General features: G+C 72.0%; 22 protein-coding genes and 1 tRNA gene. 8 read left to right on the top strand and 15 right to left on the bottom strand.

The genetic code is table 11. The features are described from left to right. Window positions 1-54: 54 nt before the first annotated feature. On the bottom strand, window positions 55-639 hold the full coding sequence (locus ACWEFB_RS07280; RefSeq protein WP_326559848.1) for a sigma-70 family RNA polymerase sigma factor: 585 nt from the start codon (window positions 637-639) through the stop codon (window positions 55-57). Between the two features lie 79 nt (window positions 640-718). Between ACWEFB_RS07280 and ACWEFB_RS07275 the strand changes: the two genes are divergently transcribed. Continuing rightward, entirely contained in the window at window positions 719-1,483 is a 765-nt protein-coding gene (locus ACWEFB_RS07275; RefSeq protein ID WP_452283119.1) for a zf-HC2 domain-containing protein, read from the top strand. A gap of 49 nt (window positions 1,484-1,532) precedes the next feature. Here ACWEFB_RS07275 and ACWEFB_RS07270 read toward each other — a convergent pair whose 3' ends face one another. The 7 genes from ACWEFB_RS07270 to ACWEFB_RS07240 form a co-directional block, all read right to left on the bottom strand. After that, window positions 1,533-3,572: a cytochrome c oxidase assembly protein gene (locus tag ACWEFB_RS07270; protein WP_452283117.1), complete on the bottom strand. Its 2,040-nt coding sequence runs from the start codon at window positions 3,570-3,572 to the stop codon at window positions 1,533-1,535. Further along, complete coding sequence (locus tag ACWEFB_RS07265; protein ID WP_452283115.1) at window positions 3,569-4,174, bottom strand: copper resistance CopC family protein; 606 nt, start codon at window positions 4,172-4,174, stop codon at window positions 3,569-3,571. Before ACWEFB_RS07265 ends, ACWEFB_RS07270 begins: the two co-directional genes overlap by 4 nt. 113 nt (window positions 4,175-4,287) lie before the next feature. After that, window positions 4,288-4,755 carry a DUF5709 domain-containing protein gene (locus tag ACWEFB_RS07260; RefSeq protein WP_326559852.1) on the bottom strand — a complete coding sequence of 156 codons (468 nt, stop codon included), beginning with the start codon at window positions 4,753-4,755 and terminating at the stop codon, window positions 4,288-4,290. Window positions 4,756-4,951: 196 nt separating this feature from the next. Next, on the bottom strand, window positions 4,952-5,614 hold the full coding sequence (locus ACWEFB_RS07255) for a GOLPH3/VPS74 family protein (RefSeq protein WP_452283112.1): 663 nt from the start codon (window positions 5,612-5,614) through the stop codon (window positions 4,952-4,954). Window positions 5,615-5,642: 28 nt separating this feature from the next. Beyond that, window positions 5,643-6,122 (bottom strand): hypothetical protein, encoded by a 480-nt coding sequence (locus tag ACWEFB_RS07250; RefSeq protein WP_452283110.1) that lies wholly within the window; start codon window positions 6,120-6,122, stop codon window positions 5,643-5,645. A 507-nt stretch (window positions 6,123-6,629) separates the two neighbouring features. Further along, window positions 6,630-6,704: transfer RNA gene (locus ACWEFB_RS07245), tRNA-Val, on the bottom strand. Window positions 6,705-6,754: 50 nt separating this feature from the next. Next, window positions 6,755-7,237, bottom strand: a complete 483-nt coding sequence (locus ACWEFB_RS07240; protein WP_452283108.1) for a TIGR02611 family protein — start codon at window positions 7,235-7,237, stop codon at window positions 6,755-6,757. A 380-nt stretch (window positions 7,238-7,617) separates the two neighbouring features. Between ACWEFB_RS07240 and ACWEFB_RS07235 the strand changes: the two genes are divergently transcribed. Continuing rightward, window positions 7,618-8,049, top strand: coding sequence for an SsgA family sporulation/cell division regulator (locus tag ACWEFB_RS07235; RefSeq protein ID WP_121159322.1), 432 nt, complete (start codon window positions 7,618-7,620; stop codon window positions 8,047-8,049). A gap of 127 nt (window positions 8,050-8,176) precedes the next feature. Here ACWEFB_RS07235 and ACWEFB_RS07230 read toward each other — a convergent pair whose 3' ends face one another. Both ACWEFB_RS07230 and ACWEFB_RS07225 read right to left on the bottom strand, forming a co-directional pair. Next, entirely contained in the window at window positions 8,177-8,953 is a 777-nt protein-coding gene (locus tag ACWEFB_RS07230; protein WP_452283105.1) for an SDR family oxidoreductase, read from the bottom strand. A gap of 187 nt (window positions 8,954-9,140) precedes the next feature. Continuing rightward, entirely contained in the window at window positions 9,141-11,372 is a 2,232-nt protein-coding gene (locus tag ACWEFB_RS07225; RefSeq protein ID WP_452283103.1) for a glycoside hydrolase family 44 protein, read from the bottom strand. A 248-nt stretch (window positions 11,373-11,620) separates the two neighbouring features. On the opposite strand from ACWEFB_RS07225, the gene ACWEFB_RS07220 reads away from it, so the two are divergent. From ACWEFB_RS07220 to ACWEFB_RS07210, 3 genes are all read left to right on the top strand, one after another. Beyond that, window positions 11,621-12,091 (top strand): hemerythrin domain-containing protein, encoded by a 471-nt coding sequence (locus ACWEFB_RS07220; RefSeq protein ID WP_452283101.1) that lies wholly within the window; start codon window positions 11,621-11,623, stop codon window positions 12,089-12,091. Window positions 12,092-12,247: 156 nt separating this feature from the next. After that, window positions 12,248-13,402, top strand: a complete 1,155-nt coding sequence (locus ACWEFB_RS07215; RefSeq protein WP_452283098.1) for an AraC family transcriptional regulator — start codon at window positions 12,248-12,250, stop codon at window positions 13,400-13,402. A gap of 47 nt (window positions 13,403-13,449) precedes the next feature. Further along, complete coding sequence (locus ACWEFB_RS07210) at window positions 13,450-13,905, top strand: RrF2 family transcriptional regulator (RefSeq protein WP_326559861.1); 456 nt, start codon at window positions 13,450-13,452, stop codon at window positions 13,903-13,905. A 22-nt stretch (window positions 13,906-13,927) separates the two neighbouring features. On the opposite strand, the gene ACWEFB_RS07205 is transcribed toward ACWEFB_RS07210, so the two are convergent. Continuing rightward, window positions 13,928-14,449 carry an NADPH-dependent FMN reductase gene (locus ACWEFB_RS07205; RefSeq protein WP_326559865.1) on the bottom strand — a complete coding sequence of 174 codons (522 nt, stop codon included), beginning with the start codon at window positions 14,447-14,449 and terminating at the stop codon, window positions 13,928-13,930. Between the two features lie 539 nt (window positions 14,450-14,988). Between ACWEFB_RS07205 and ACWEFB_RS07200 the strand changes: the two genes are divergently transcribed. After that, window positions 14,989-15,162, top strand: coding sequence for a DUF4236 domain-containing protein (locus ACWEFB_RS07200; protein ID WP_326559866.1), 174 nt, complete (start codon window positions 14,989-14,991; stop codon window positions 15,160-15,162). Between the two features lie 99 nt (window positions 15,163-15,261). On the opposite strand, the gene ACWEFB_RS07195 is transcribed toward ACWEFB_RS07200, so the two are convergent. Beyond that, window positions 15,262-16,197, bottom strand: a complete 936-nt coding sequence (locus ACWEFB_RS07195) for a hypothetical protein (protein ID WP_452283095.1) — start codon at window positions 16,195-16,197, stop codon at window positions 15,262-15,264. A 69-nt stretch (window positions 16,198-16,266) separates the two neighbouring features. Continuing rightward, window positions 16,267-16,788: a VOC family protein gene (locus ACWEFB_RS07190; protein WP_452283093.1), complete on the bottom strand. Its 522-nt coding sequence runs from the start codon at window positions 16,786-16,788 to the stop codon at window positions 16,267-16,269. Between the two features lie 47 nt (window positions 16,789-16,835). On the opposite strand from ACWEFB_RS07190, the gene ACWEFB_RS07185 reads away from it, so the two are divergent. Together ACWEFB_RS07185 and ACWEFB_RS07180 are read left to right on the top strand one after the other, a co-directional pair. Next, on the top strand, window positions 16,836-17,312 hold the full coding sequence (locus tag ACWEFB_RS07185) for a MarR family winged helix-turn-helix transcriptional regulator (protein WP_452283091.1): 477 nt from the start codon (window positions 16,836-16,838) through the stop codon (window positions 17,310-17,312). 58 nt (window positions 17,313-17,370) lie between these two features. After that, window positions 17,371-19,449: a tetratricopeptide repeat protein gene (locus tag ACWEFB_RS07180; protein WP_452283089.1), complete on the top strand. Its 2,079-nt coding sequence runs from the start codon at window positions 17,371-17,373 to the stop codon at window positions 19,447-19,449. 73 nt (window positions 19,450-19,522) lie between these two features. On the opposite strand, the gene ACWEFB_RS07175 is transcribed toward ACWEFB_RS07180, so the two are convergent. Together ACWEFB_RS07175 and ACWEFB_RS07170 are read right to left on the bottom strand one after the other, a co-directional pair. Beyond that, window positions 19,523-20,902 carry a sensor histidine kinase gene (locus ACWEFB_RS07175; RefSeq protein ID WP_452283456.1) on the bottom strand — a complete coding sequence of 460 codons (1,380 nt, stop codon included), beginning with the start codon at window positions 20,900-20,902 and terminating at the stop codon, window positions 19,523-19,525. Window positions 20,903-21,003: 101 nt separating this feature from the next. After that, entirely contained in the window at window positions 21,004-21,660 is a 657-nt protein-coding gene (locus tag ACWEFB_RS07170) for a response regulator transcription factor (protein WP_326559871.1), read from the bottom strand. Between the last annotated feature and the right edge of the window lie 56 nt (window positions 21,661-21,716).

Here is a 21,716-nt window from a genome sequence, read left to right as displayed (position 1 = left end):
GACAGGGGCCGTCGTGGGATGCCGTGCTGGTGACGGAGGTGAGCCGGCTCGGGGTCAGCCGGTGACGCGTACGTGGTCGTCCGGGCCGCCCTGGGCCCGCATCGCGGCGACCAGGTCCGCCCGCGCCCGGGCCACCCGGGACCGGATGGTGCCGACCGGGCAGTCGCAGACCTCGGCCGCCTCGGCGTAGCTCAGCCCGGCGACCTGGGTGGCGACGAACGCCTCCCGCCGGTCGCGCGGCAGCGTACGGAGCAACTGGTCGAGCACGACTTCCTCTTCGAAGCCGGACCCGTGACCGGCCCTGGCTGCGTCGGCCGCCCCCTGCCAGTCGGCCAGCTCGGCGGTGCGCGGGCGGCGGACCAGTGCCCGGATGTGGTCGGCCGCCACCCGGCGGGCGATCGCCAGCAGCCAGGTACGCGCGGACGACCTCGCCGCGAACCGGGGCAGCGCCCGCATCGCCCGCAGGTACGTCTCCTGGGTGAGGTCCTCGGCGTCGGCGTGCCCGATCAGGTGCGTGACGAAACGATGCACGTCATGCTGGGTGGCCCGGATGAAGGCACCCGCCGCGGTCCGGTCGCCGGCCTTCGCGGCCAACGCCCAGCGCGTGATCTCGTCGTCGTCGGACCCGGTCGCAGGCATGTTGGAAGGTTAACCTGTGCCACCCCGGTTAGGGTTGCGGCAGCTCCATGGGAACTCGACGGATCCGGGGACCGACAATATGGGTGTGGGGTGTGAACAGTACCGGGAGACGCTCTCGGCGTGGCTGGACGGCGAGGATGATCCCGCCGAGCGGCCCGCCCTGGAGGCGCACCTCGGAGAATGTCAGGAATGCCAGTCTTGGGTTGATTCTGCCGCTTCGGTGACCCGACTGGCCCGAACCAGCCTGGTCGGCACGATGCCCGTACTCGACGAGCGGGTGCTCGCGGCGGCACCCGGTCCGGGCCGGCTCCGGGTGGCCATCACGCTGCGGATCCTGCTCGGCGTACTCGGTGGGGTGCAGTTCGTCCTCGGTGCGGCGCAGATCGCCGGCATCGCGGGCACCCAGCACCTGCACAACCTCGCCGGGACCACCGTCCCGCCGAACCACCTGTGGCACGAGTCCGCCGCCTGGAACGTGGCGATCGGCGCCGGCTTCGGCTGGATCGCGCTGCGCCGTACCCGGCCGGTGGGGATCCTGCCCACGCTGACCGCCTTCGTCGCCGTACTCACCCTGCTCTCCGCGAACGACATGATCGTCGGACGGGTGGACCTCAGCCGGATCCTCAGCCACGGCTTCATCCTGGCCGGCTACGTGATCATCCTCGTCCTGACCCGGCCGGCGCTCGATCCCGGCGAGCCACCGCAGCGGCGCCAGCCCGGCCCGTCGCGCTGGCGGGCCAGCTTCGACGCCGACGAGGTCGCCGCCCCCGTCCCACCGCTGCGCCTGGTCCGCAACCACCCCGGCCCGGCCCACGCCCGCCACGACGACCACCGCGCCGCCTGAGGAACTACCCCACCGCGCCCGCCACGACGACCCCGCGCCGCCTGACGGGTTACCCGCCGCGGCCCTCCCGGCGGGCGGCCTCGGCCAGGAAGTTGTTGTAGCGGGCCAACTCGTCCTCCTCACCGTTGGCCTGCGCCCGGTCGGCGGCCCGGTCGAGCCGGGCCTGCTCCCGCTCGTCCGCCCGGATCCACTGCCGTACCAGCAGGATCATCACGATCGCGGCCGGCACCTCACCGAACGACCAGGCGATGCCGGCACCGAGATGCTGGTCGGACAGGAGCGACCCGGCCCAGTCCGGATGGACAGCGTCGTACCAGTCGGGGGCGATGACCGTGGTCGACTGCATCAGGATCACGCCCAGGAACGCGTGGAAGATCATCGCCGCGAAGTGGATGATCACGAGCAGCGGCTGTGGCAGCGGCCGACGCCCGGGGTCGATGCCGATCAGCACCCAGAACAGCAGGTAGCCGACCAGTACGAAGTGGGTGAGCATTGCCAGGTGCCCGAGGTGGTAACGCATCAGGGTGCCGAGCAGCCCGCTGAAGTACAGGCCGTAGAGGCTGGCGACGTAGAGGCCGAGGGCGACCAGCGGATGGGTCAGCACCCGCAGGACCCGGCTGTGGATCAGGATCAGCAGCCACTCCCGGGCCCCGCGCACCTGCGGATCGGTCGGCCGACGCAGCGCCCGCAGGGCGAGCGTGAGCGGTGCCCCGCCCACCAGCAGGATCGGCACCGCCATGGAGAGCACCATGTGCTGGACCATGTGCACGCTGAACAGCAGGTACGCGTAGCGCGCGACGCCGAGGTTCGTGATCGCGGCGAGCAGCAGCATCCCGGCCACCCAGCTACCGGTACGCGACCAGGGCCAGTGGTGCCCGTCGCGGCGCAGCCGACGTACGCCGGCCAGGTAGGCGGCGATGCCGAACGCCGTCACCGCCAGGAAGAACATGTCCGGCAGCACCTCGCCGAGCATCCGGGCGGCGGTGGGTGCCGGCGGCATGCCGAAGCCGAGCAGTTCCACCAGCGGATCCGGGCCGACCGGGTTCACCGGTTCCGGGGTCGGGCTGCGGGACAGAGCCACCGCCAGGCCGAAGGTGGCCGCGAAGACGACCAGTTCCCCGGCGGCCAGCCGACCGAACGCCCACCCCGCCCCGGCTCTCAGGGCCGGCAGCGTACGGGCCCGGTGCACGGCGCCGATCCCGCCCAGCACCAGCAGCGCGGCGATCTTCGCGAGGACCAGCCCGCCGTAGCTGGAGTGCCAGAGCTGCCCCCAGTCGCCCAGCCGCACCCAAGCGTTGGTCAGCCCGCTGGCCGCCACCACCACGAAGCAGGCCAGGGCGAGCCGGCTGTAGCGGGCCGCCGCGTCGGGCAGCAGCCGGCTGCGCCGGAGCATGAGCAGCCCGACCAGTCCACCGACCCACACCGAGGCGGCGAGTACGTGCAGGGCGAGGCTGGTCACCGCGAGCTGGTGGTTGCCGGCACCGGCGGCGTGCCCGGTGAACGCCGGCGGCAGCACCGCGACCAGCGCCAGTACGGCCGTCGTCGCGGCCAGGGCCCGGGACACCCCAACCCGGGTCAGTACGGCCAGCAGCAGCGCCAGCCCGGCCTGCAACGCCAGTGCCCGGCCCTGGCTGATCGAGGTGGCGAAGCTGAACACGGTCGCCGAACGCAGCCGGTCGACCGGCTGGCCGAGCAGGTCGGAGACGGTCAGCACCAGCATGGTCGTCGCCGTCACCGCCCAGCCGACAGCCCACCCGGTCGCCCGGCGCAGCAGCAGGTAGCCGCGCGGCGAGACGCTGGACCCGTCGCCGGGCAGCAGGAACGCCGCGGTGACCAGCAGGCCGACGGTCACGGTGGCCAGCCCGTCCAGGGCAACCCGGACGATCGGCATCGCCCACCGGGTGACCGGTCCGGGATCGGGCAGGCCGGTGATGACGGTGCTGTGCAGCCCGCCGCCGTACCGCAGTGCCAGCAGCAGCACGGCCAGCGCCGCCGCACCGACCGACACCGGCAACCACCACAGCCGACCGCCACGGACCGGCGAGGAGATGACGGGGGGACCGGGCACGGACGCGCCGTTGCCGCTCATCGGGTGGTACCGGTCGGTCGGCGTCGGCGTACCCGGATCAAGCCGGCGGCGACGGCGGCCAGGGTGACCGCGCCGGCCACCCACCACCACAGCGGGGTCGAACCGCCGGTCGTTGCGACCGGCGCCGCCGCCCGCACCGGCTCGGCCGGCGGGGCCGGCTCCTGGCCGGGCGGGAGCGCGACGGTGAACCGGAACTCGCCCTCGATCGGATGCCCGTCCGCGGAGATGGCCCGCCACGCCACCCGGTAGTCACCCGATCGCAGGGGGTGCACCGGTTGGCTCATCCGGTGGTCCACCACCCGCGCCGGCCCGTCGCCGTAGCCGGTGTGGTCCGCACCCTCGACCAGGACCGTGCTCAGGTCGGCCCGGACGACCTCGTTGAAGGTCAGGGTCACCGCCGGCAGCTGACCGGTCACGGTCGTCCCGTCGGCCGGGTCGGTCCCGAGCAGTCGGGAGTGCGCCCAGGCCGGGGTGGTGAGGACCGGGAGACCGGCGAGCAGTACGGCCAGACCGGCCCCGGCCAGCATCGCCGCCCGGATCACGACCCGTCGGCCCACCGGCAACCCGGACCACGCCACCGCCAACCGACCGTGCACCACCACCGACCCCACTTCCACCGCCCGCGAATCCGGGTAGGTGGTCGTGCCGGCGTGCCGGGGAGTTCCCGGACACCGGTGCGGGCCGCGTCACACCAGGCGAAACGCCCTCAGGTGGGTCAGGGGAACTCGACGATGTGCATCGCGGCCTCCTCGGCCGACGCGCCGCCACCGTCGATCCCGACGTCGCTGCCGACGGACTCACCCTCGAGATCCGGTCCGAGTCCCTGGTCCGGCGCGACCAGCCGGCCTGCGCGCAGGTCGCCGACCTCGTTGGCGTCGAGGAACTCGTCGGCCTCGCGGGACAGCGCGTCCTCGTCGACGTCGGTCAGAAGGGCGGGGCGTTCCCACGGGGTCGCCTGCTCCGGAACCTCCTGGGCGATCCGCTGGTCGAGGGACTCGCCGATGCTGGCCTCCTCGGCGGTCACGCCGAAGGCGGTCGAGCCCCGGTAGTTCTCCGGCGGGGAGTAGCCCTCGTCGAGGGCGTCGTCGAGCCCGCGGTCCTCCAGCGTGTCGTCCGCCGACAGTTGGCCCTCGTCGTGGGGGAACCAGACGTCCGTCTCGGCCGATCCGTCAGGGGTGGTCATGTCGAATCTCCTCGCTGCCCGTGGCCGGCACCCATGCCCGCCGTGGGCGAGCCTAGCCACCGCCGGTACGGACCGCAGCCGGGCAGCCCGGGGGTACGGTCAGCGGGCGCCACCCGGTAGGTCGAGGATCACATGGAACGCCTCCCAAACCCGGGCCGCCAAACGCGTCGTCACGTAAGCGTTGTCGAGCGCCAGCTCAGCTGTTTCCACCCATGATCATCACCGTGGTGGTCGCGGCCAGCGCGATCTCCAGTTCGGCCAGCGCGTCGCGTACCGCCCGGTCCGCCCACTGCGGCTCGCCGAACGCGGCGAGCCGCCGCTTCACCTCCTCCGGCGGGTGGCCCGGGAAGGCCGAGGCGATCAGTCCGGTGCCGCAGACCAACGACCAGAGCGCATGGGTACGCGGGTCGGGCGGGGAGGTGGCGTCCAGGGCCAGTCCGAGCCGGCGACGGGCGTCGAGTTCGGGTGCGGGTTCATCCGTCGAGGTCGACGGGTACCGGGAGGTCGGGAAGACCCACAGCACCCGCTCCTCCGTACGCCGAAGCAGGCCGCGCTCGACCAACCGGTCCAGCACCGCCTCGCGCAGACCCGCCCGCAACCGGTCCACCCACTCCTGCGCGGAACCCTCCGTACGGGCCGAGGCGATCTCGGCCAGTCCCCGGTCGACAACCGGGTCACCGGTCGGCGTCGGGTCGACCACCCGCAACCGGCCCTCGACCGGGGTGACCCGACCGGCGACCGCCAACTCGACCAGCACCCCGCCGGCCAGCCCGTAGTCCAGCCAGGACGAGTCCGGGGCGGGCGACCCGTCCTCCCCGTAGGCCAGCAGGAGCAGTTCCTCGGCCAGATTGATGTCCATCCCGCCGATGGTAGGAACACCCCGCACGTCAGACGTCCGGCCAGCCGGCGGTTCCACGCCGACGCAGGTACAGGGCCACGGTGGCCACCTGGCTCCCGATGACCAGTGCGACCGCGAACGGTACGAAGGACCGCCACGGCTCCGGCAGCCACGTTCCGAGCAGCCAGACGCCGGGCACCACGCAGACGACGACGGTGATCGCGTACGCGAAGAAGGCGCGCAACCGGTGGCCACGCCGCACCTGGTCGAGACCGTTGGCGGCCGCGGCGGCGGCCAGACCGACGAATTCGTTGATCCCGAAGATGTCCGCCACCACCAGGATCAGCACTCCGAGCAGGACACCCACCAGCGAGGAGTGGGCGGCGGCCCGAAGTGCGTCCGGTAGTGGCCCGTCCGGTAGCCCCGGCTCGTGGTCGTAGACGAGCGCACCCCTGCTGTCGTACACCCAGCGGTGGGGCGACTCGGTCGCCCGACCCGGATCGGACGGCCCGGGGGCATCCACGCTCATGCGTCCAGTGTGGACAAGGATCGCCAGGTGCGACACGCCCGGTCGTACCACCGCTTCTCACGCGATCAACGACGGACCGGTACCCGGGTTACGGCGATCCCGGTGCCCGCGCCGACAGGACGGTTCCGGCTGGCCGTTCGGGTACCGCCCGCCCCCTATTGCGGAAAATGGGCGAGCATTCCGAGCAGCGAGTCCGGAGAACGACGAGTCGAGGAAGTCGAGCCTCCGGAGGGTGCAGACAATCGTCGGATCACGCTGATTCGGCTCGGACCGGCGGCCGAATCGGCGCCGGCCGTGGCATTGCGTATTGGAGCGTTTCCGCGCGGTGGTGGCCACCGCCGGTCCCGATCGAAGTGATCACGCTCACGTCACCAGAGCCCCTCGGTGTGCGCTCGGCGGTGCGCCGCAGGCGTGCACGGCGGTCGGGTGTACGAGTGGACCGAAGTCGGGGCGGGGCGCCTGGCAACGAAAAGAGGGTATGTCCATCAATGGACATACCCTCTTACCTGGTGGGCGATGCTGGTATCGAACCAGCGACCTCTTCGGTGTGAACGAAGCGCTCTCCCACTGAGCTAATCGCCCTCAGCGCGCATGACTGTACCTGATCCGGTCGGCACCGCGCATCTTCGGGGTCAGTGCGTCGCGAGGTAGTGCAGCGCCCCGGCGACGAGGTCGATACCGAGGCTGAGTTTCAGCGACAGCCAGACGACAACGCTGACGAAGACCAGGCCGAACGCGCCGAGCAGGAGACGTACGGGCCAGGACTGTCGGGTGGCCCAGCGGGTCCAGGCCTGGACGTTGCGCCGGGTGAAGGTGAGCAGGCGGCGGGCCCAGTGGTATTCGACCGCCCAGACGCCCAGGCCGGCGATCACCAGGAGCCAGCCCGGTCCGGGCAGCGGGATGAGTGCCAGGCCGACGAGCACCACGATCGCTCCGACCACCGCCACGATGACCTTGAGCGCGATCCGGCCGGTCGGGTTGGCCCGGATGATCTCCAGGGTGGTCTGGACCCGCTGGCGGAACCCCGTCGGCGGCTGTTCCCGCTCGGCCAACAGGGAGTCACCATCGGCCGGCCGAGGCTGGCTCTCGTAGGCGACGCGCTCGTCGTCGGGCACGTGGTTCCTCCGCTCCTCGACCACCAGTGTCCCCCATGCTCGACCGGGATCCTCGTGGTCGCCGTCACTGGTTTATTGCTCCATTGAGGAGCATTTCATGACCAATTCGCCCCCCAGTGTCGGCCCGGCCCGTCACTCAACAGGACGACTGGACGTTACCGGAGTGAGTCGACGTGTGAACCACCCGACGCCGGGTGGGATCAAAGACCTGGGTAGAACTGGACATCCTACCTAAATTTTCGATTTCGAGCGGCGTTTGGGGACCCTCTTCCCACTACTGGGTGAGATCAGCGTATGGCGGAGCGTAACCAGGTTCATCACCTGAGGATGGGAAAAGCGGGGCACGTACGCCCCGCAGCGGTGCCGGGGGGAGAACGTCCATGAGTGTCATCCGACCGACGACAGTCGAGGTCGAGACGTCGTTAAGGCTCGTCGCACCTGATGCCACCGCGCTGCCGGTGCGTGCCAGTCTGCGCTACGACCCAGCCGACCCGTACGCGGTTCATGTCCTGTTTCATGCCGAATCTGCCGGCGGCGAAGCGGTCAGTTGGTCCTTCGCCCGAGAGCTACTCGTCACCGGGCTCGACGAGCCCGCCGGAATTGGCGATGTCCGGGTCTGGCCGTGGGCCACACCTCGGGGGGACTTCGTCGCGCTCGCCCTTTCTTCACCAGATGGGAATGCCCTGTTTGAGGTGCCTCGCAGCGTTCTGGTCAGGTTCCTCCGGCGGACCTACGTGGTCGTGCCCCGGGGCCGGGAGAGCGAGCACCTCGACGTCGACGCCGCGGTCAACCGGCTCCTCGCCGGTCGCTGAGTCACGGCCCGGACAAACAGCGGCGCCGCGCGGACCTGCCGAGTCCGCGCGGCGTCGAACCGTCCCGATCGGGTACGCCCGGTGCGTGGCGACCCAGCCATGGGTGGTGAGCCCACGGGTCGACCGGTCAGCCGTGGGTGGTGATCCCACCGTCGACCGGGATGACCGCCCCGGTCAGGTACGCACCCGCCCGCGACGCCAGGTAGATCGCCGCACCGGCCATGTCGTCCGGTCGACCGATCCGGCCCAGCGGGACCTGGTGCTCGATCGCCGCCCGGGTATTCGGGTCATCCAACGCGAAAGCCATCATCTTGCTCTCGAACGGGCCGGGGGCGATGGCGTTCACCGTGATGTGCTCGGGGGCCAACTGGTGCGCCAGGCTCCGGGTCAGCATGTGCACCGCCGCCTTCGTCGCCGAGTAGGCGTACACCTCCATCGAGGGCACCCGGATGCCGTCGATCGACCCGATGTTGATGACGCGGGCCGGGTCCTCGACCGTCGCCGCTCCCCGTAGCGCCGGCAGCAGCGCGGTGGTGAGCGTGAACACCGCCTTGACGTTGACCGCCCAGAGCTTGTCGAACGCGCTCTCCGGGTACGCCTCCAGCGGCGCACCCCAGGTCGCCCCGGCGTTGTTCACCAGTACGTCGAGCGCGGGCACCCGCGCCGCCACCGCCTCGGCGAGCCGGAGCGCTCCGTCCGCGCTGGAGAGGTCCGCCGGGATCGACTCACAGGTGCCGAAGTCGGAGAGGCGCCGCGCCACCTCGTTGCAGACGTCGGCCCGACGGGAGGAGACGATCACGCGCGCCCCGGCCTCGACGAAGCCCTGGGCGATCATCAGCCCGATCCCCCGGGACCCGCCGGTGACCAGGACCGTCTTCCCCTCGACCGCGAACAACCCCGGCATGCGCACCTCTTCCAGGAATCGCCGTTTGTCACTCTTGTGACATCCCTAACCCATCCGATACTGTTCGGTAACTTAGTCGCGGTGCCGCCACCGGGGCAACCCCTCCGGACCCGTCCGTCCCTCGGGTCCGACCGTGCCCCGGTGGTGCCACCGCGCCCCTGACAACCTGCGACTCAGCCCAGACCCGTCAGGGCTCCGTGCCGGCGATCCGGACCCCGTCGAGATGGACGGTGACCCGGGGATTCGCGGCGTAACCGGGGGCCGCCGGCACCCAACTGTGGTCGTTCGTCTCGGTGAACGCCGCCCAGTCTGCCCGGCTCAGCCGGAGCTTGACCGGCCCGGTCCCGGCACCGACCGCCAGCGTGCCGGCCTCCGGCGGGAAACCCACCTCCAGGTAACCGTCCGCCCCGCTACGCGCCACCGCCAGCGGCACCACCCGACGGCTGACCTTCGCGCAGCCGATCTCGGCCCAGTCGCACCACACGTTGATCGGGGCGGTCCCGCCCTCCCGGGTGAACCAGTAGCGCAGCGTCAGCCGGGAGAGCGGCACCGGGACGGCGCCGACGTTGTCGAGCAGCAGGACCGGCTTGAGCTGGTTGTCGGTCGGCGCCCAGTCCACGTTACGGTGCCGTACGGACAGGGCGGGCAGGACGGCCGGCGGCGGCTTCTCGACCACGAACAGGGTCACCGAGTCGGCCGGGAAGGTGTGGTTGAGCACACCCGAGGGCGCGCCCGCGTACGGCGGCGGGACCAGGATCGGCTGGTCCGGCAGCCGCACGATCGAGGTCGGGTCGGTGGAGGCGTACCGGTGGACCTGGACGTGCGGGGCCGTCCGGCCGCGCAGCGAGACCGCGCTCGTCTGTTCGACCCCGCTCTTGTTGACCACCATCACGGTCAGCGCGCCGTCGGTGGAACGCTCGGCCGCGTACACCGAGAGGCGTTCCCGGTCGGCGCTGCCGGCCCGCACCGCGATGTCGCCGAACCGGCCGCCGGCACCGTCGTAGTTGCGGTACATCCGGAACGCGTACGCGCCGGGCTGGTTGGCGGACGGCGGTGCCCAGAGGGTGGCCAGGTCGAGCCCCTCCCGGCCGAAGATGCCGAGGATGTCGGCCTGGGTCAGGGCGCCGTTGATGTGGTCCAGGGCGCCCCAGTTGTACTCGGTGATCGCGGTCTTCGTGCCGGGATAGTTCGCCGCGACGAGTTCCCGCATCCGGGGCACCAGCCGTACCTGGGTGTTGATCCAGCTCTCATCCAGGTAGGACGGATCCCAGAGCGCGCGGGTGGAACGCAGCCGCAGCGCGTTGGTCGCCGGGTCGGAGCCGTTGCCGAACGCCACCCCGGACGCCTGCGGGTAGAAGTGCATGTCGAAGTAGTCCAGCACCCGCAGGTCCTGCTCGTCCTCGTACCGCTTCATCTGTTGCAGGTACCAGGTGGTGAACGGCAGTCCGTCGCGCGCCGCCCGGTCCGGTGGGTCGGCCCAGCACCCGGTACGCCCACAGGTCTCCTGGTCCAGGCCCGAGTAGTCCCACGAACTCCACCCCCAGCCGACCGGGCCGAGGGTGGCCGCACCGGGATCGGCCGCCTTCACCGCCGCCCCGATCTCGTACGCCCGGTCCCGCAGCTCGACCGAACCGGCCCCGAGCGGGTGAACGTCGCGATGGGTGGAATGCCAGATGTCCGGCTCGTTGTCGAGGTTGTAGAACCCGACCCCACCCTCGGCGGCGGTGCCGTATTTGCTGGTCAGATGCCCGATCCAGTCGCGTATGTAGGCACCACCGGCCGGGACGCTGGTGTCGAGCGGATCGTTGCCGGTGACCGGGGTCCCGTCCGGCCGCACCCCGTTGCCGCAGTCCGGCCGCCACTCGTCGGTACGCTGCTGCGCCCCGTACTTCGCCACGGAGAAACCGCAGGAGCCGTCGCGGGCCTTCGGCACCCAGCCGATCAGCGGCACGGTCAGGATGGTGTCGCTGCCGGTCCGCCGGTCCTGCTCGACGAACCGGTCGGTGGTGGACCCGTCGGGCAGCGCGTCGGGGTCCTCGTTCGCCTCGGCGATGTTCTCGAAGAACCAGTCCGACGCCCGGTTGCTGGTGTCGTGGCGGTAGTGGTAGCGGGTGGTCGCGTTGCCGCCCCACCGGCGTACCGGCAGGTCAAGCTCGTCGGCGAGGGCCTCGTCGGCGAAGTTCATGCCGTAGATGTGCGGGCTGATCGGCTGCCGGTCGGCGGCGAGGTCGATCTCAAGTGCCGGCCCGGCGGCGTTCGTCCCGGCCCTCGGTGTATCGGACCGGGCGGCGGCCGACGCGGATCCGGCGGGTAGCAGACCGGCGGTGGTGGTGAGCAGGGTGACAACCAGCAGGCCTGCGGTGCGGGCGCGCGGGGCGGGCCGACCGGGGACGGCGAGCGGGATGGATCGGTGGCGCATGGGCGGACTCCCGGAGACTCCGGCGCCCGTACGGGCGCGGGCGGACGGTGGAGGTGATGGGGTGCGGCGACAGCCATCGCCCCACGGGCGTGCTCCCGCCGCGCTCGTCCAGCCCGGACTGCGGTCACGTTACCGATCCGCGACCGGACCAGTCAACGATCAACGTCGATGGCTGCTGCCGTCGGCCGTTTGGTCCGGGCTGGGCGCGGGTACCCCGCGACTGCCCGGGCTCCAGGAGGATGAGAACCATGACCGACGCGGTAAGCCTGATCCAGTCCGACCACCGGGTCCTGGAGAAACTGCTCCACCAACTTCGGGACCCCGATGTCGACCGGGTGGCGGTGGTGGACGAGGTCGCGGCCCGGCTGACCGCCCACCGGAGCGCCACCGAGCAGGTGTATCCCCTGCTGGCCGGGGCGACGAAGCCGGCCGAGGCGGCAGCGGGACCGGCGCCCGCGATCCCGGACCTCGGCCCGGCGCAGGAGCGGCTGGACGCGCTGCGGTCCTGTGACCCGGACAGCGAGCGGTTCGAGGAGGCGTCGAAGGAGTTCGCCGATGCCGTCACCCACCACATCCAGGTGGAGGAGACGGACGTGTTGCCGGAGTTCGCGGTCGACGACGACCCGGCGCTGCTGGAGCGCGCGGGCGCCACCTTCGAGACCGAGCGGGTCCGCGAACTGAAGGTGTACGGCATCGACGACCCGACGCCCGGTCAGTAATCACCACCGCCGCCGGGGCCGGCACCGGCCCACCGTCCGGTGGGTCCCGCCAGCCGGCTCGGTGCCGGTCCCATCCGGTCACCCCGCGCAAATCGATCAGTCACGCCTCGGCGTGCGCAGATGCGCGGCGGTTGAGCTGCGGCTACCGTCAGGCGGATGGTCCGTTTCGGTCAGACTTCCCCCGACACGGCCGGGTCCGCTTTCGTACCGGGGGCGGGCATCGGCACCACGACGCTGCGCGAGTTGTCGGTCGATCCCGGGCGGAGACGGCCGGTGCTGCTCGATCACCACGTCCTGATCCTGGTGACCGTCGGGCACGGAACGTACGAGGTCGACTTCCGTACGTACCAGTGCCGGCCCGGCACGCTGATCCTGGTCCGGCCGGGGCAACTGATCCGCGCCGACGGCCCGACCGGGCTGGACGCGGTGGTGATCTGCTGGACGGGTGACGTGCTGGCCCGGATCGCCTCCGACGGGACCACCGGACATCCGTTCGGCACCACCCACTGGCAGCTCGCCGGGGAGGACCAGGACGCGGTGATCAACGAGGTGAGCCAGCTCGTGGTCGACTGTCAGCGGCACGGCGGTGGTCCCCTCGCCGCCGAACTGCTCCGCCACCAGCTCGCCGTGCTGCTGCTCCGGCTCGCCCTGCTCCCCGACCAGGAGGCCGGGGTCGACGCACCGGCGGCGAACGCGGAGACGACCGGCACCTACCGTCGGCTGCGCCGGGAGATCGAGGAGCACTACCGGACCAGCCGACGGGTGGAGGACTACGCCGCCAGGTTGGGCTGCTCGGTGCGTACGCTGACCCGCGCCTGCCTGGCGGCGACCGGGCGCAGCGCGAAGCAGCTCGTCGACGACCGGGTGGCGTTGCAGGCCCGGCGGCTGCTGGCGGCGACCGAGGAGCCGATCGCCGACGTCGGGCGGACACTCGGCTTTCCCGAGCCGACCAACTTCGGCCGGTTCTTCCAGCGCGAGGTCGGCCAGAGTCCCGGTACGTTCCGAGCCGGCCTCGACCGCGGCAGCCAAACCGGTGGCAGCCCGCTCGACGGCCCGTCGCACGGCAGCCCCCTCGGCGGCGGCCCAACCGACGGCGGTCCGATCGGCGGCAGCTCCATCGGTGAGCGGCAGCGGGCCGCCGGCACGGGCGGCGGAATCGGCCCCGGCCCCGGCGCCGATGGCGGTGGCGGTGGCGGGCCGGGCGACGGGATCGGCGCCGGGCAGCCGGGCCAGCAGCGGGTGCCGGGGCAGCGGCCGGTGACATCCGGACCCCTGGTCGGAACGCCGCCCCACGCGTCCGTGCGCACTTAGCGCGAGCCTGTTGCCTGTTCAACAGCGTCCGCAGGCATGATGGTGTCGTGCAAATCTCAGCGCGCGGCGACTACGCGGTCCGGGCGGCACTGAGTCTCGCCTCGGCGTACCCGTCGCTGATGTCGGCCCAGGCCATCGCCCAGCAGCAGGACATGCCGCGCAAGTTCCTCGAGGCGGTGCTGGCCGACCTGCGCCGGGCCGGCATCGTCCGGGCGCAGCGCGGCGCGGAGGGCGGGTACACCCTGGCCAGCCCGCCCCGCGAGGTCAGCGTCGGGACGATCCTGCGCGCCGTCGACGGTCCCCTCGCCGGCGTACGCGGGCTGCGCCCCGAGGAGACCCAGTACGACGGCGCCGCCGAGAACCTGCCCCGGCTCTGGGTCGCGGTGCGGGCGGCCGTACGCGACGTGGTCGACGAGGTGAGCCTGGCCGAGCTGGTCAGCGGACGGATGCCCGCCCACGTACGGAAGCTGACCACTCGCCCGGACGCCTGGCAGCCGCGCTAGTCCAACCGGCGGTTCTGCCCGGTCAGGCGGACAGGCGCACCGCGCGACGGGCCGGTACGGCGGGCCGGGTGCCGAACAGCCGGGCGGCGTACGCGAGTGCCACCGCCCTCGGCCGGGCGACGAGCGTGTCCGGGACCAGCAGCGGCGGGTCCACCACCGAGGCACCCAGGGCGGTCAGCCACTCGGCAAGCTGCCGGTGGGTCTCGTGGGTGCCCCGCGGCTCGGGTGCGGTCACCACCGGCACCGCGCCGATCCCGAGCAGGCCCTCCGCGGGCAGGGCCTCACCGAGCAGCTTGAGTACGCCCGCGTAGCCGCCCTGTCTGGTCGGGGTCGCGACGACCAGCAGGCTGGCCCGGCAGACCAGGTCGACGGCGCGGGTGACCTCGACGCTGTCCGGGGTGAGCAGGTGTGGGGCCAGCCAGGCGAGATCGACGGTGACCGGCGCCGGTTGGGCGAGATGGGCGGCGATCGCGGCGCTGACCCGTTCGGCCAGGTCCAGGGTGGATGAGTGGGGACGCGGATCGCCGGACACGGTGACGATCATGGTGTCACTCCTCGGCGCAACTGGGCCGGCTCACCCGACGGAACGGGCGGCGGCCGGAATCCACAACGGATCGGGGAACGGGTCGGTCGGACATCGGTGGCCGGCGACCCGGGGAGGGAGCGACCGTCACCGGTGGTTGTGCGGCGCGTGCTGCGAAGCAGCGCGACAACGGGCGGTGACTGCCGGATGGATAATCGGGACCCGGCAAGCGGACATGGCCGTGGGAAATGGGATTGACAGGCTCGGCCCACCCTTGCCTCCCCCCATGCTGCCGCTGCACCAGGAGCCGGTCAACCCCCATCCACCATTCGGGACTTTTGCCCGGCTACCTGATCGACCTGCGGCGTCATGGCCAGAACAACTCCTTAAATCCCATGTGGTAAGTAGGATTATTCATTGACGTTCTTCGTCCTCGGGCGGGTTCCTGGCCAGTATCGCCTCCGTCCGATGAGGACAACGGGAGGTTTGCCGGACCGTCGCCGGGGGAACCTTCGATCCGTCCCCCCGACACCGACTGTTTTCACGAAGGGAGCACGGCCATGGGTCTGATGTTCCGTAAGCGCAAGAAGTTCGGCCCACTGATCCTGAACTTCACCGAGAACGGCTTTTCCTCCTGGAGCATCAAGATCGGCCGCTGGTCGTGGAACTCCAAGGCCCGCGCACACCGCGTCGACCTGCCCGGACCACTGTCCTGGAAGCAGGACAAGCGCTGACCGAGGAATCGGGTGAGGGGCCGGCCGACCAGCCGGCCCCTCACCGTATCCGGGGTACGGATGCCCTGCGGTCGATCGCTGTGGCCGGGTCCGGCCCGGTCAACCGTCCACCGACGGCTGATCCGGCACGGGTACAACCGCCTCGACCAGCACGTCACCGCCGAGCCGCCCGGACGAGGGGTCGCGGCTGACCAGGCCGGTGGCGAGCAGTCCCACCAGAGCCCGGTTGGCGTCCTCCGCCCGGTAGATGCTCCGCGTCATCGTGAACAGGCGCAGCTCGCCGACCGTACCGGGGCCGATCGTGGTGAGCCGGTCCAACAGCCGCGAGGCGAGCGGGTCCGGGGACGGGTTCGGCGTGAGGTCCACCGCCTCACCAGGTCCATGCGGATCCCGGTAGCTCACCCCGATGCCGTGGCCCACCGTCCAGATCCCGTCCTTGAACGCCTCCAGCCGCTTGCCGGACGAGGTGCCGAACACCACCAGCCGGGGCTCCCGCTCCGGCGCAGCGACCAGCTCCACCTCTGTGACCAGGTCGAACCCGGCCTCCGGCACCGTCGCGCGATGGTCGGATCCGGCGCGGGCACCGTCACCGAGCACCAGAAGCAGCTCAGCCGGTCGCCCGGCGGCCAGGGCTGCGAGGGTGGCCGGAGACGGTGCCGGGCCGTGGCTCGCGTCCAGCACCGCCAGGACCGGGGCGCCGGCCGCGCCGGCCGCCTTGAGCACCACCGCCAGCCGGTCGAGCCCACCGGGTACGGCGTACACGCTCACCTCGGCGGGCAGTCCGCTCTGGTCGACGCCGAGCCCCGGGTCGCCCGGCGACGCGGCGAGGACCACCGCCGCCAGTCGACGCCCCCGCAACGAGTCGGTCAGGCCGGTGAAGACCCGCAGGACCGACTCGACCGTACCGGTGTCCGCGCCGGTGTAGGCGTACACGAGGGTGGCCCGGCGGCCCCGTTGCAGGGCGCCCGGGGCCCACTCGGCGACCTGACGAACGAGCAGGTCACGGATGACGGCGGCGATCGGATCGGGAACCATCCTGCGGTTCTACCGTGCCACCCGCGGCGGTGTCACATCCGCCCCGCCCCGGGCGACCGGCCGAACCCGTCAGACCGGTACGGAGATCCCGACGCCGCCGCGCGTCTGCCCGCCGTACCGCTGCTTCTCGCGGTCGAGGTCGAGCCGGCCGATGCGCTTGCGCGCCGCGATCGCCGCGTCGTCGAGCTGGTCGGCCGGGACCAGCCAGACCACCTCGAACTCGAGTCCGTCGGGGTCGTGGGCGTAGAGGCTCTTGGTGGTGCCGTGGTCGGAGCTGCCGGAGAGCGCGCCCGCCTCGCTCAGCCGCAGCGCGGTGGCCGAGAGTTCGTCCAGGGTGTCGACCTCCCAGGCGAGGTGGTAGAGCCCGACCGTGCTCCGACCGGCGGCGGACGGGCCGGCACCGGCGCCCAGCTCGAACAGCCCGAGGTCGTGGTCGTTGGTGGAGCCCGGCGCCTGGAGGAACGCGGCCCCGGCGAAGTTGTCCGGCGTCATCGCGACCTGCCGGAAGCCGAGCACGTCACGGTAGAAGGCGACGCTCCGGGCAAGATCGCTGACGAAGAGTACGGCGTGGTTGAGCCGGTGGATACCCATACGACCAACGGTACCGCGAGATAGTTGAGCGTTCAACCACCAGGGTTATGCTCTGCATCATGACCCGGTGGCTCGATCCCGAAGAACAGCGCACCTGGCGGACCTTCCTCGCCGCCACCCAGGCGCTGATGGAGACCCTCGACCGGGAGTTGCAACACGACGCCGGCATGCCGCACGCCTACTACGTGATCCTGGTGCACCTCTCCGAGGCACCCGACCGCCGGCTGCGGATGAGCGAACTCGCCGAGGCGGCCGGTTCGTCGCGCAGCCGGCTCTCGCACGCCGTCGGGCGACTCGAACAGTCCGGCTGGGTACGGCGCGAGGACTGCCCCACCGACCGGCGCGGCCAGCTCGCCGTCCTCACCGACCAGGGCTTCGCCGCGCTGGCGGCAGCCGCACCCGGCCACGTCGAGGGCGTACGCCGGCACCTGTTCGACCCGCTCAGCCCAGCACAGATCGACCAACTGCGGCGGATCAGCGAAGCATTGGTCGACCATCTCGACCCGAAACGTCCGGCATCATGACCAAACTGCCCCCCATCGGCCCCTTGTACTGAACGTTGCTGGACCAGCACGATGGGACGTGTCTCCCGGCTTCGGCGATCTCACCCCTCAGGCGCAACAGCTCGTGGCCTCCGGCGATCTGGCCGGGGCTCAGGAACTGCTCGGTGCCGCCCTCAACAGCGCCGATCCCAGCCCGGCGAACGCCTCACCGGAACTCACCGAGGCGGCCGGGCTCCAGGCAAGGGTGCTGGTCGCCCTCGGCGAACCGCACTCCGCACGGGGCTGGGCCTCGTTCGCGTACGCCGCCGCCGACCGGCTCTACGGCCCCTCCGACCAGCGTACGGTCGCCAGCGCGGCCACCCTGGCGGCGGTCCTGCACCGGGTCGGCAGCCACGAACGGGCGGCCCGGCTCTACCGTGACGTGATCATCGAGCTGACCGCGAACGACGGTCCGGAATCCCTGCGGGTGCTCGCCGCCCACGCCGACCTCGCCACAGTGGAGTACGCCCAGGGCGAGTGCCAGCTCGCGCGCAACCGGCTCGAGGACGCCTGGGAACTGCACCGCGAGGTGTACGGCGACGGTCACCTCAGCGGGATCAGGATGCTCGCCCGGCTCGGCGCGATGCAGCGCGACTGCGGGCACTTCACCGAGGCGCACGAGCACCTGGCCCTGGCCCGGGAACTGTGTCGCGAGCACCTGCCCGCCGACCATCCGCTCGCCGCCCAGGTGGCGGCACTCGCCCGAGCGGCGGCGAATCCCGACCACAGCTGCCACGACGGTCAGTCGGCCGAGTCCGCCGATCCGGACGAGCCGGGCAATCGCACGGCCGGACCGAACGCCGGCTACCCGACCCAGGCCCACAGCCCCGCGCCCCCGCCCGACAGTTACACCGCCCAGGACCGCTACACCGCGCACGACCGCTATGCCGCCCCGGACCGCAATCCGTCCCCGACCGGCGCGTACCCGGCCGCGACCGGCGGATATCCACCCGCGGCCGAGACCTACCCGGTTCCCCCCGACACCTACCCGGCCGACGCCGACACCTACGCCGCCCCGGCGGACGTTTCCGCCGTGGACGCATACGGGGCACCAACCGACAGCCCTCCGGCGCACGCCGAGCCGGCGCCCTCGCTCCCCCCGCCCCGGATGCCGCCACCGCGCGTGCCGCCGCCCCGGCAACCGGCCGACCACGGGCCGTTCGGTCCCGGCGCGTCCTCGGCCGACACCGTCTACCCAGCGGCCGACGACCGCGCGACGGACCGGGACAACCAGTGGTGGCCTCCCGACCGGGCCAAGTCCGACCCGGCGGACGAGCCCGTCGACGGACCGGACGACCAGCGGGCCGGCTGGACGTCCACCGGCCGGACGGGTTGGCGGACCGAACACCCCGCCGACCAGGACAACGACTCCTGGGCCCGCGAACCGACCGGCACCGACTGGGACCACGCACCGACCGGGTCCGGTTGGGACCACGCACCGACCGGCGCCGCCTGGAACCACGGCACCCCCGGTGGCGGATCGTCCCCGCTGCCGCCCGCCGTTCCCGGCATGACGGCCGACCCCGACAGCGGCCGGGACCCGTTCCGCGAGGCCGGTGGGGGCACCGGGACCAGGCACCTGCCGGAACGTCGGACGCAGGCAAAACTGCCGGTCCGGATCTACCAGCCACCGCGCCGGCCGCTGCGGCGAACCCTGCCGGTCATCCTCGCCGGCCTGGTGGTGGTCCTGCTCGGCACGGTCGCGGTGGTCGCCGGGTTCGCGTTGACCGGTGACTCCGATCCGGAACCGACCGGCCCCACCGGGCCGACGCCGAGCGGCCCGGCCGCGGGCACGACACCCGAGGCAACCGCCCCCGGCCCGGTCGCGGCACCACAGGTCTCCCCCGGTGCGCCGCCGACCGCTCTGGCCATCCGGGACAGCCGGGACAGTGTGAGCCTGACCTGGATCTATCCGCCGGGTGCCGAGGGTCCGGTGGTGGTGTCGGCCGGACGGACCGGCCAGGAACCGCGGGCCATCTACGAGTTGGCGCCGGGGACCACCAACTTCATCGTCTACTCGCTGAACCGGAACACCGACTACTGCTTCACCGTGGCCGTCGTCTACTCGGTGGACCTGGTGGGCCGGACCAAGCCGGTCTGCACCAACCGGTCGAGCTGATCCCGGTCGGCCGGGCCGCTGCCAGTCGGAGAATCGGGCTGCCGCTGCCAGTCGGAGAGTCGGGCTGCCGCTGTCAGTCGGGCGGTCGGGCTGCCGCCGGTAGCCGTACCTCGACCCGGAGACCGGGGCCCGAGCCGGGACGGGTGCCGGCGACCTCCGCGCCCGCGTCGGCCAGCCGGACCGTGCCACCCTGGCGGCGTACCAGCTCGCGGACGATGGCCAGGCCCAGGCCGGCTCCGCCGCCGTCGCGGGCCCGGGCGTCGTCCAGCCGGGTGAACCGGTCGAACACCCGATCCCGGTCAGCGGCGGGGATGCCCGGACCGTCGTCGCTGACGGTCACCAGGTGCCAGCCCCGATCGTCGCGCTGCTGCGGAACCACGGTCACCACCACCTCGCCCGCCGCGTGGCGTACCGCGTTGTCGAGGAGGTTGGCCAGGACCCGGTCCAACGCGTCCGGCTCACCCTCCGTCCATGCGTCCCCGGCCGTCGGTACGACCCGCACCGGCGGCGACGCATACCGCTGGACCACGCCGTCGACCAACTCCACCAGCTCGATCGGCCCACTCGACCGGCGCTGCCGGGGTATTCCGTCGTCGGCCCGCGCCAGCAGCAGCAGGTCGTCCACGAGCCGGCTCAGCCGTTTGGTGTCGGCAAGCAGGTCGTCGGCGACCGCCGGCCAGTCCGTACGGTCGCCGAGGTGCTGCGCCACCTCCAACTGCGTACGCATGTTCGCCAGTGGGCTGCGCAACTCGTGGGCGGCGTCGGCGACGAAGGCCCGCTGACGTACCCGGGCCGACTCCATCCGGTCGAGCATGCCGTTGAGGGTGACCGCCAACCGGTGGATCTCGTCCCGTGACGCCGGTACGGGCAACTGCCCCGGACGGGCACCTCCGGTGATCTCCTCCGCCCCGGCCCGGAGCGCCTCCACCGGACGGAGGGTGGCACCGATCACCCGCCAGGCGACCACCGCGAGCAGGACCAGCAGCAGCGGGAACCCGACCAGGAGGATGCTGCGCACCATCTTCACGCTCTGCGTGACATCGGTCATCGACTTCGCCACGAGTACGGTCTGCGGGTCCTCGGGCGGCCCAGCGGGCACCGCGACCACGCGCACCGGGCCGGTCAGGCCGATCTGCCGGCCGGGGATGTAGACCCCGGACCGGTCATGGGTACGGGCGAGCTGCTCCCGGTTGAGCATCGGCACCAGGCGATCGGCGTCGATGCTGGCGGCCCGAATCCGCAACCGCTCGTCGATCACCTGCACGCGTACCTCCCCTCCGGCGACCGGAAGCGGATCGGGCAGGGCGTTCTCGGCGGCCAGCATGGCGACCGCGTCGGCGGTCTTGAACGCCTCGGTGTCGACGGTGCGTTGCAGGGCCCAGCCCAGTGCCCCGACCAGCAGCGCCCCGCCGACGAACAGGCCGGCGGCGAGTCCCGCCACCCCGATCACCATCAGCCGGGTACGCAGTCTCAGCCGGAGAAAGGGTGCCTCCCCGTCCCGTTTCGTACCGGACGAGACCCTTGCCGACCGGGGGCGCAGGGCGACGCGGAGACTCATTGGTTCAGCCGGTAACCGGCACCACGGATGGTCTGCAGGCGGTCGCGGCCGATCTTGCGGCGCAGGTAGCCGACGTAGACCTCGACCGCGTTCGGCGCGGTCTCCAGGCTGGCGTCCCAGACGTGGTCCAGCAGCTCGGTCTTGGAGACCACCTGCCCGGCCCGGCGCAGCAGGTACTCCAGCAGCCCGTACTCGCGGGCGGTCAGGTCGACCTCCACGCCGTCGCGGGTCACCCGCCGCCTGGCCGGATCGAGGCTGAGGTCCCCGGCGGTCAGCACCGCCGGGCGCTGCGGCGCGCCCCGACGCAGCAGGGCCCGCAGCCGGGCCAGCAACACGACGTACGAGAAGGGTTTGGTGAGGTAGTCGTCCGCCCCGCAGTCCAGCCCGTCGGCCTGGTCGTACTCGCCGTCCTTGGCGGAGAGCATCAGCACCGGCAGCCACTGCTCCTCGGCCCGTAGCTGCCGTACCACCCGGTAGCCGGAGAGTCCGGGGAGCATCACGTCGAGGATCATCGCGTCGTAGCCACCGTGCCGGGCGAGGTCGAGACCGGTCCGTCCGTCGCCGGCCACGTCGACCGCGAACCCCTCGGCCTGCAGACCCCGCTGCAAAGCAGCGGCGAGCCTCGCCTCGTCCTCCACCACCAGCAACCGCACCCGCCAAGGGTGCCACCGTGACCGGGGCGGAGCACACCACTTCTCAGCCGGACCAC

It is taken from the genome of Micromonospora sp. NPDC004704, from assembly GCF_053601675.1.
Note: the sequence above shows the minus strand (reverse complement) of the source record. Positions and strands in the feature narration are given on the sequence as shown.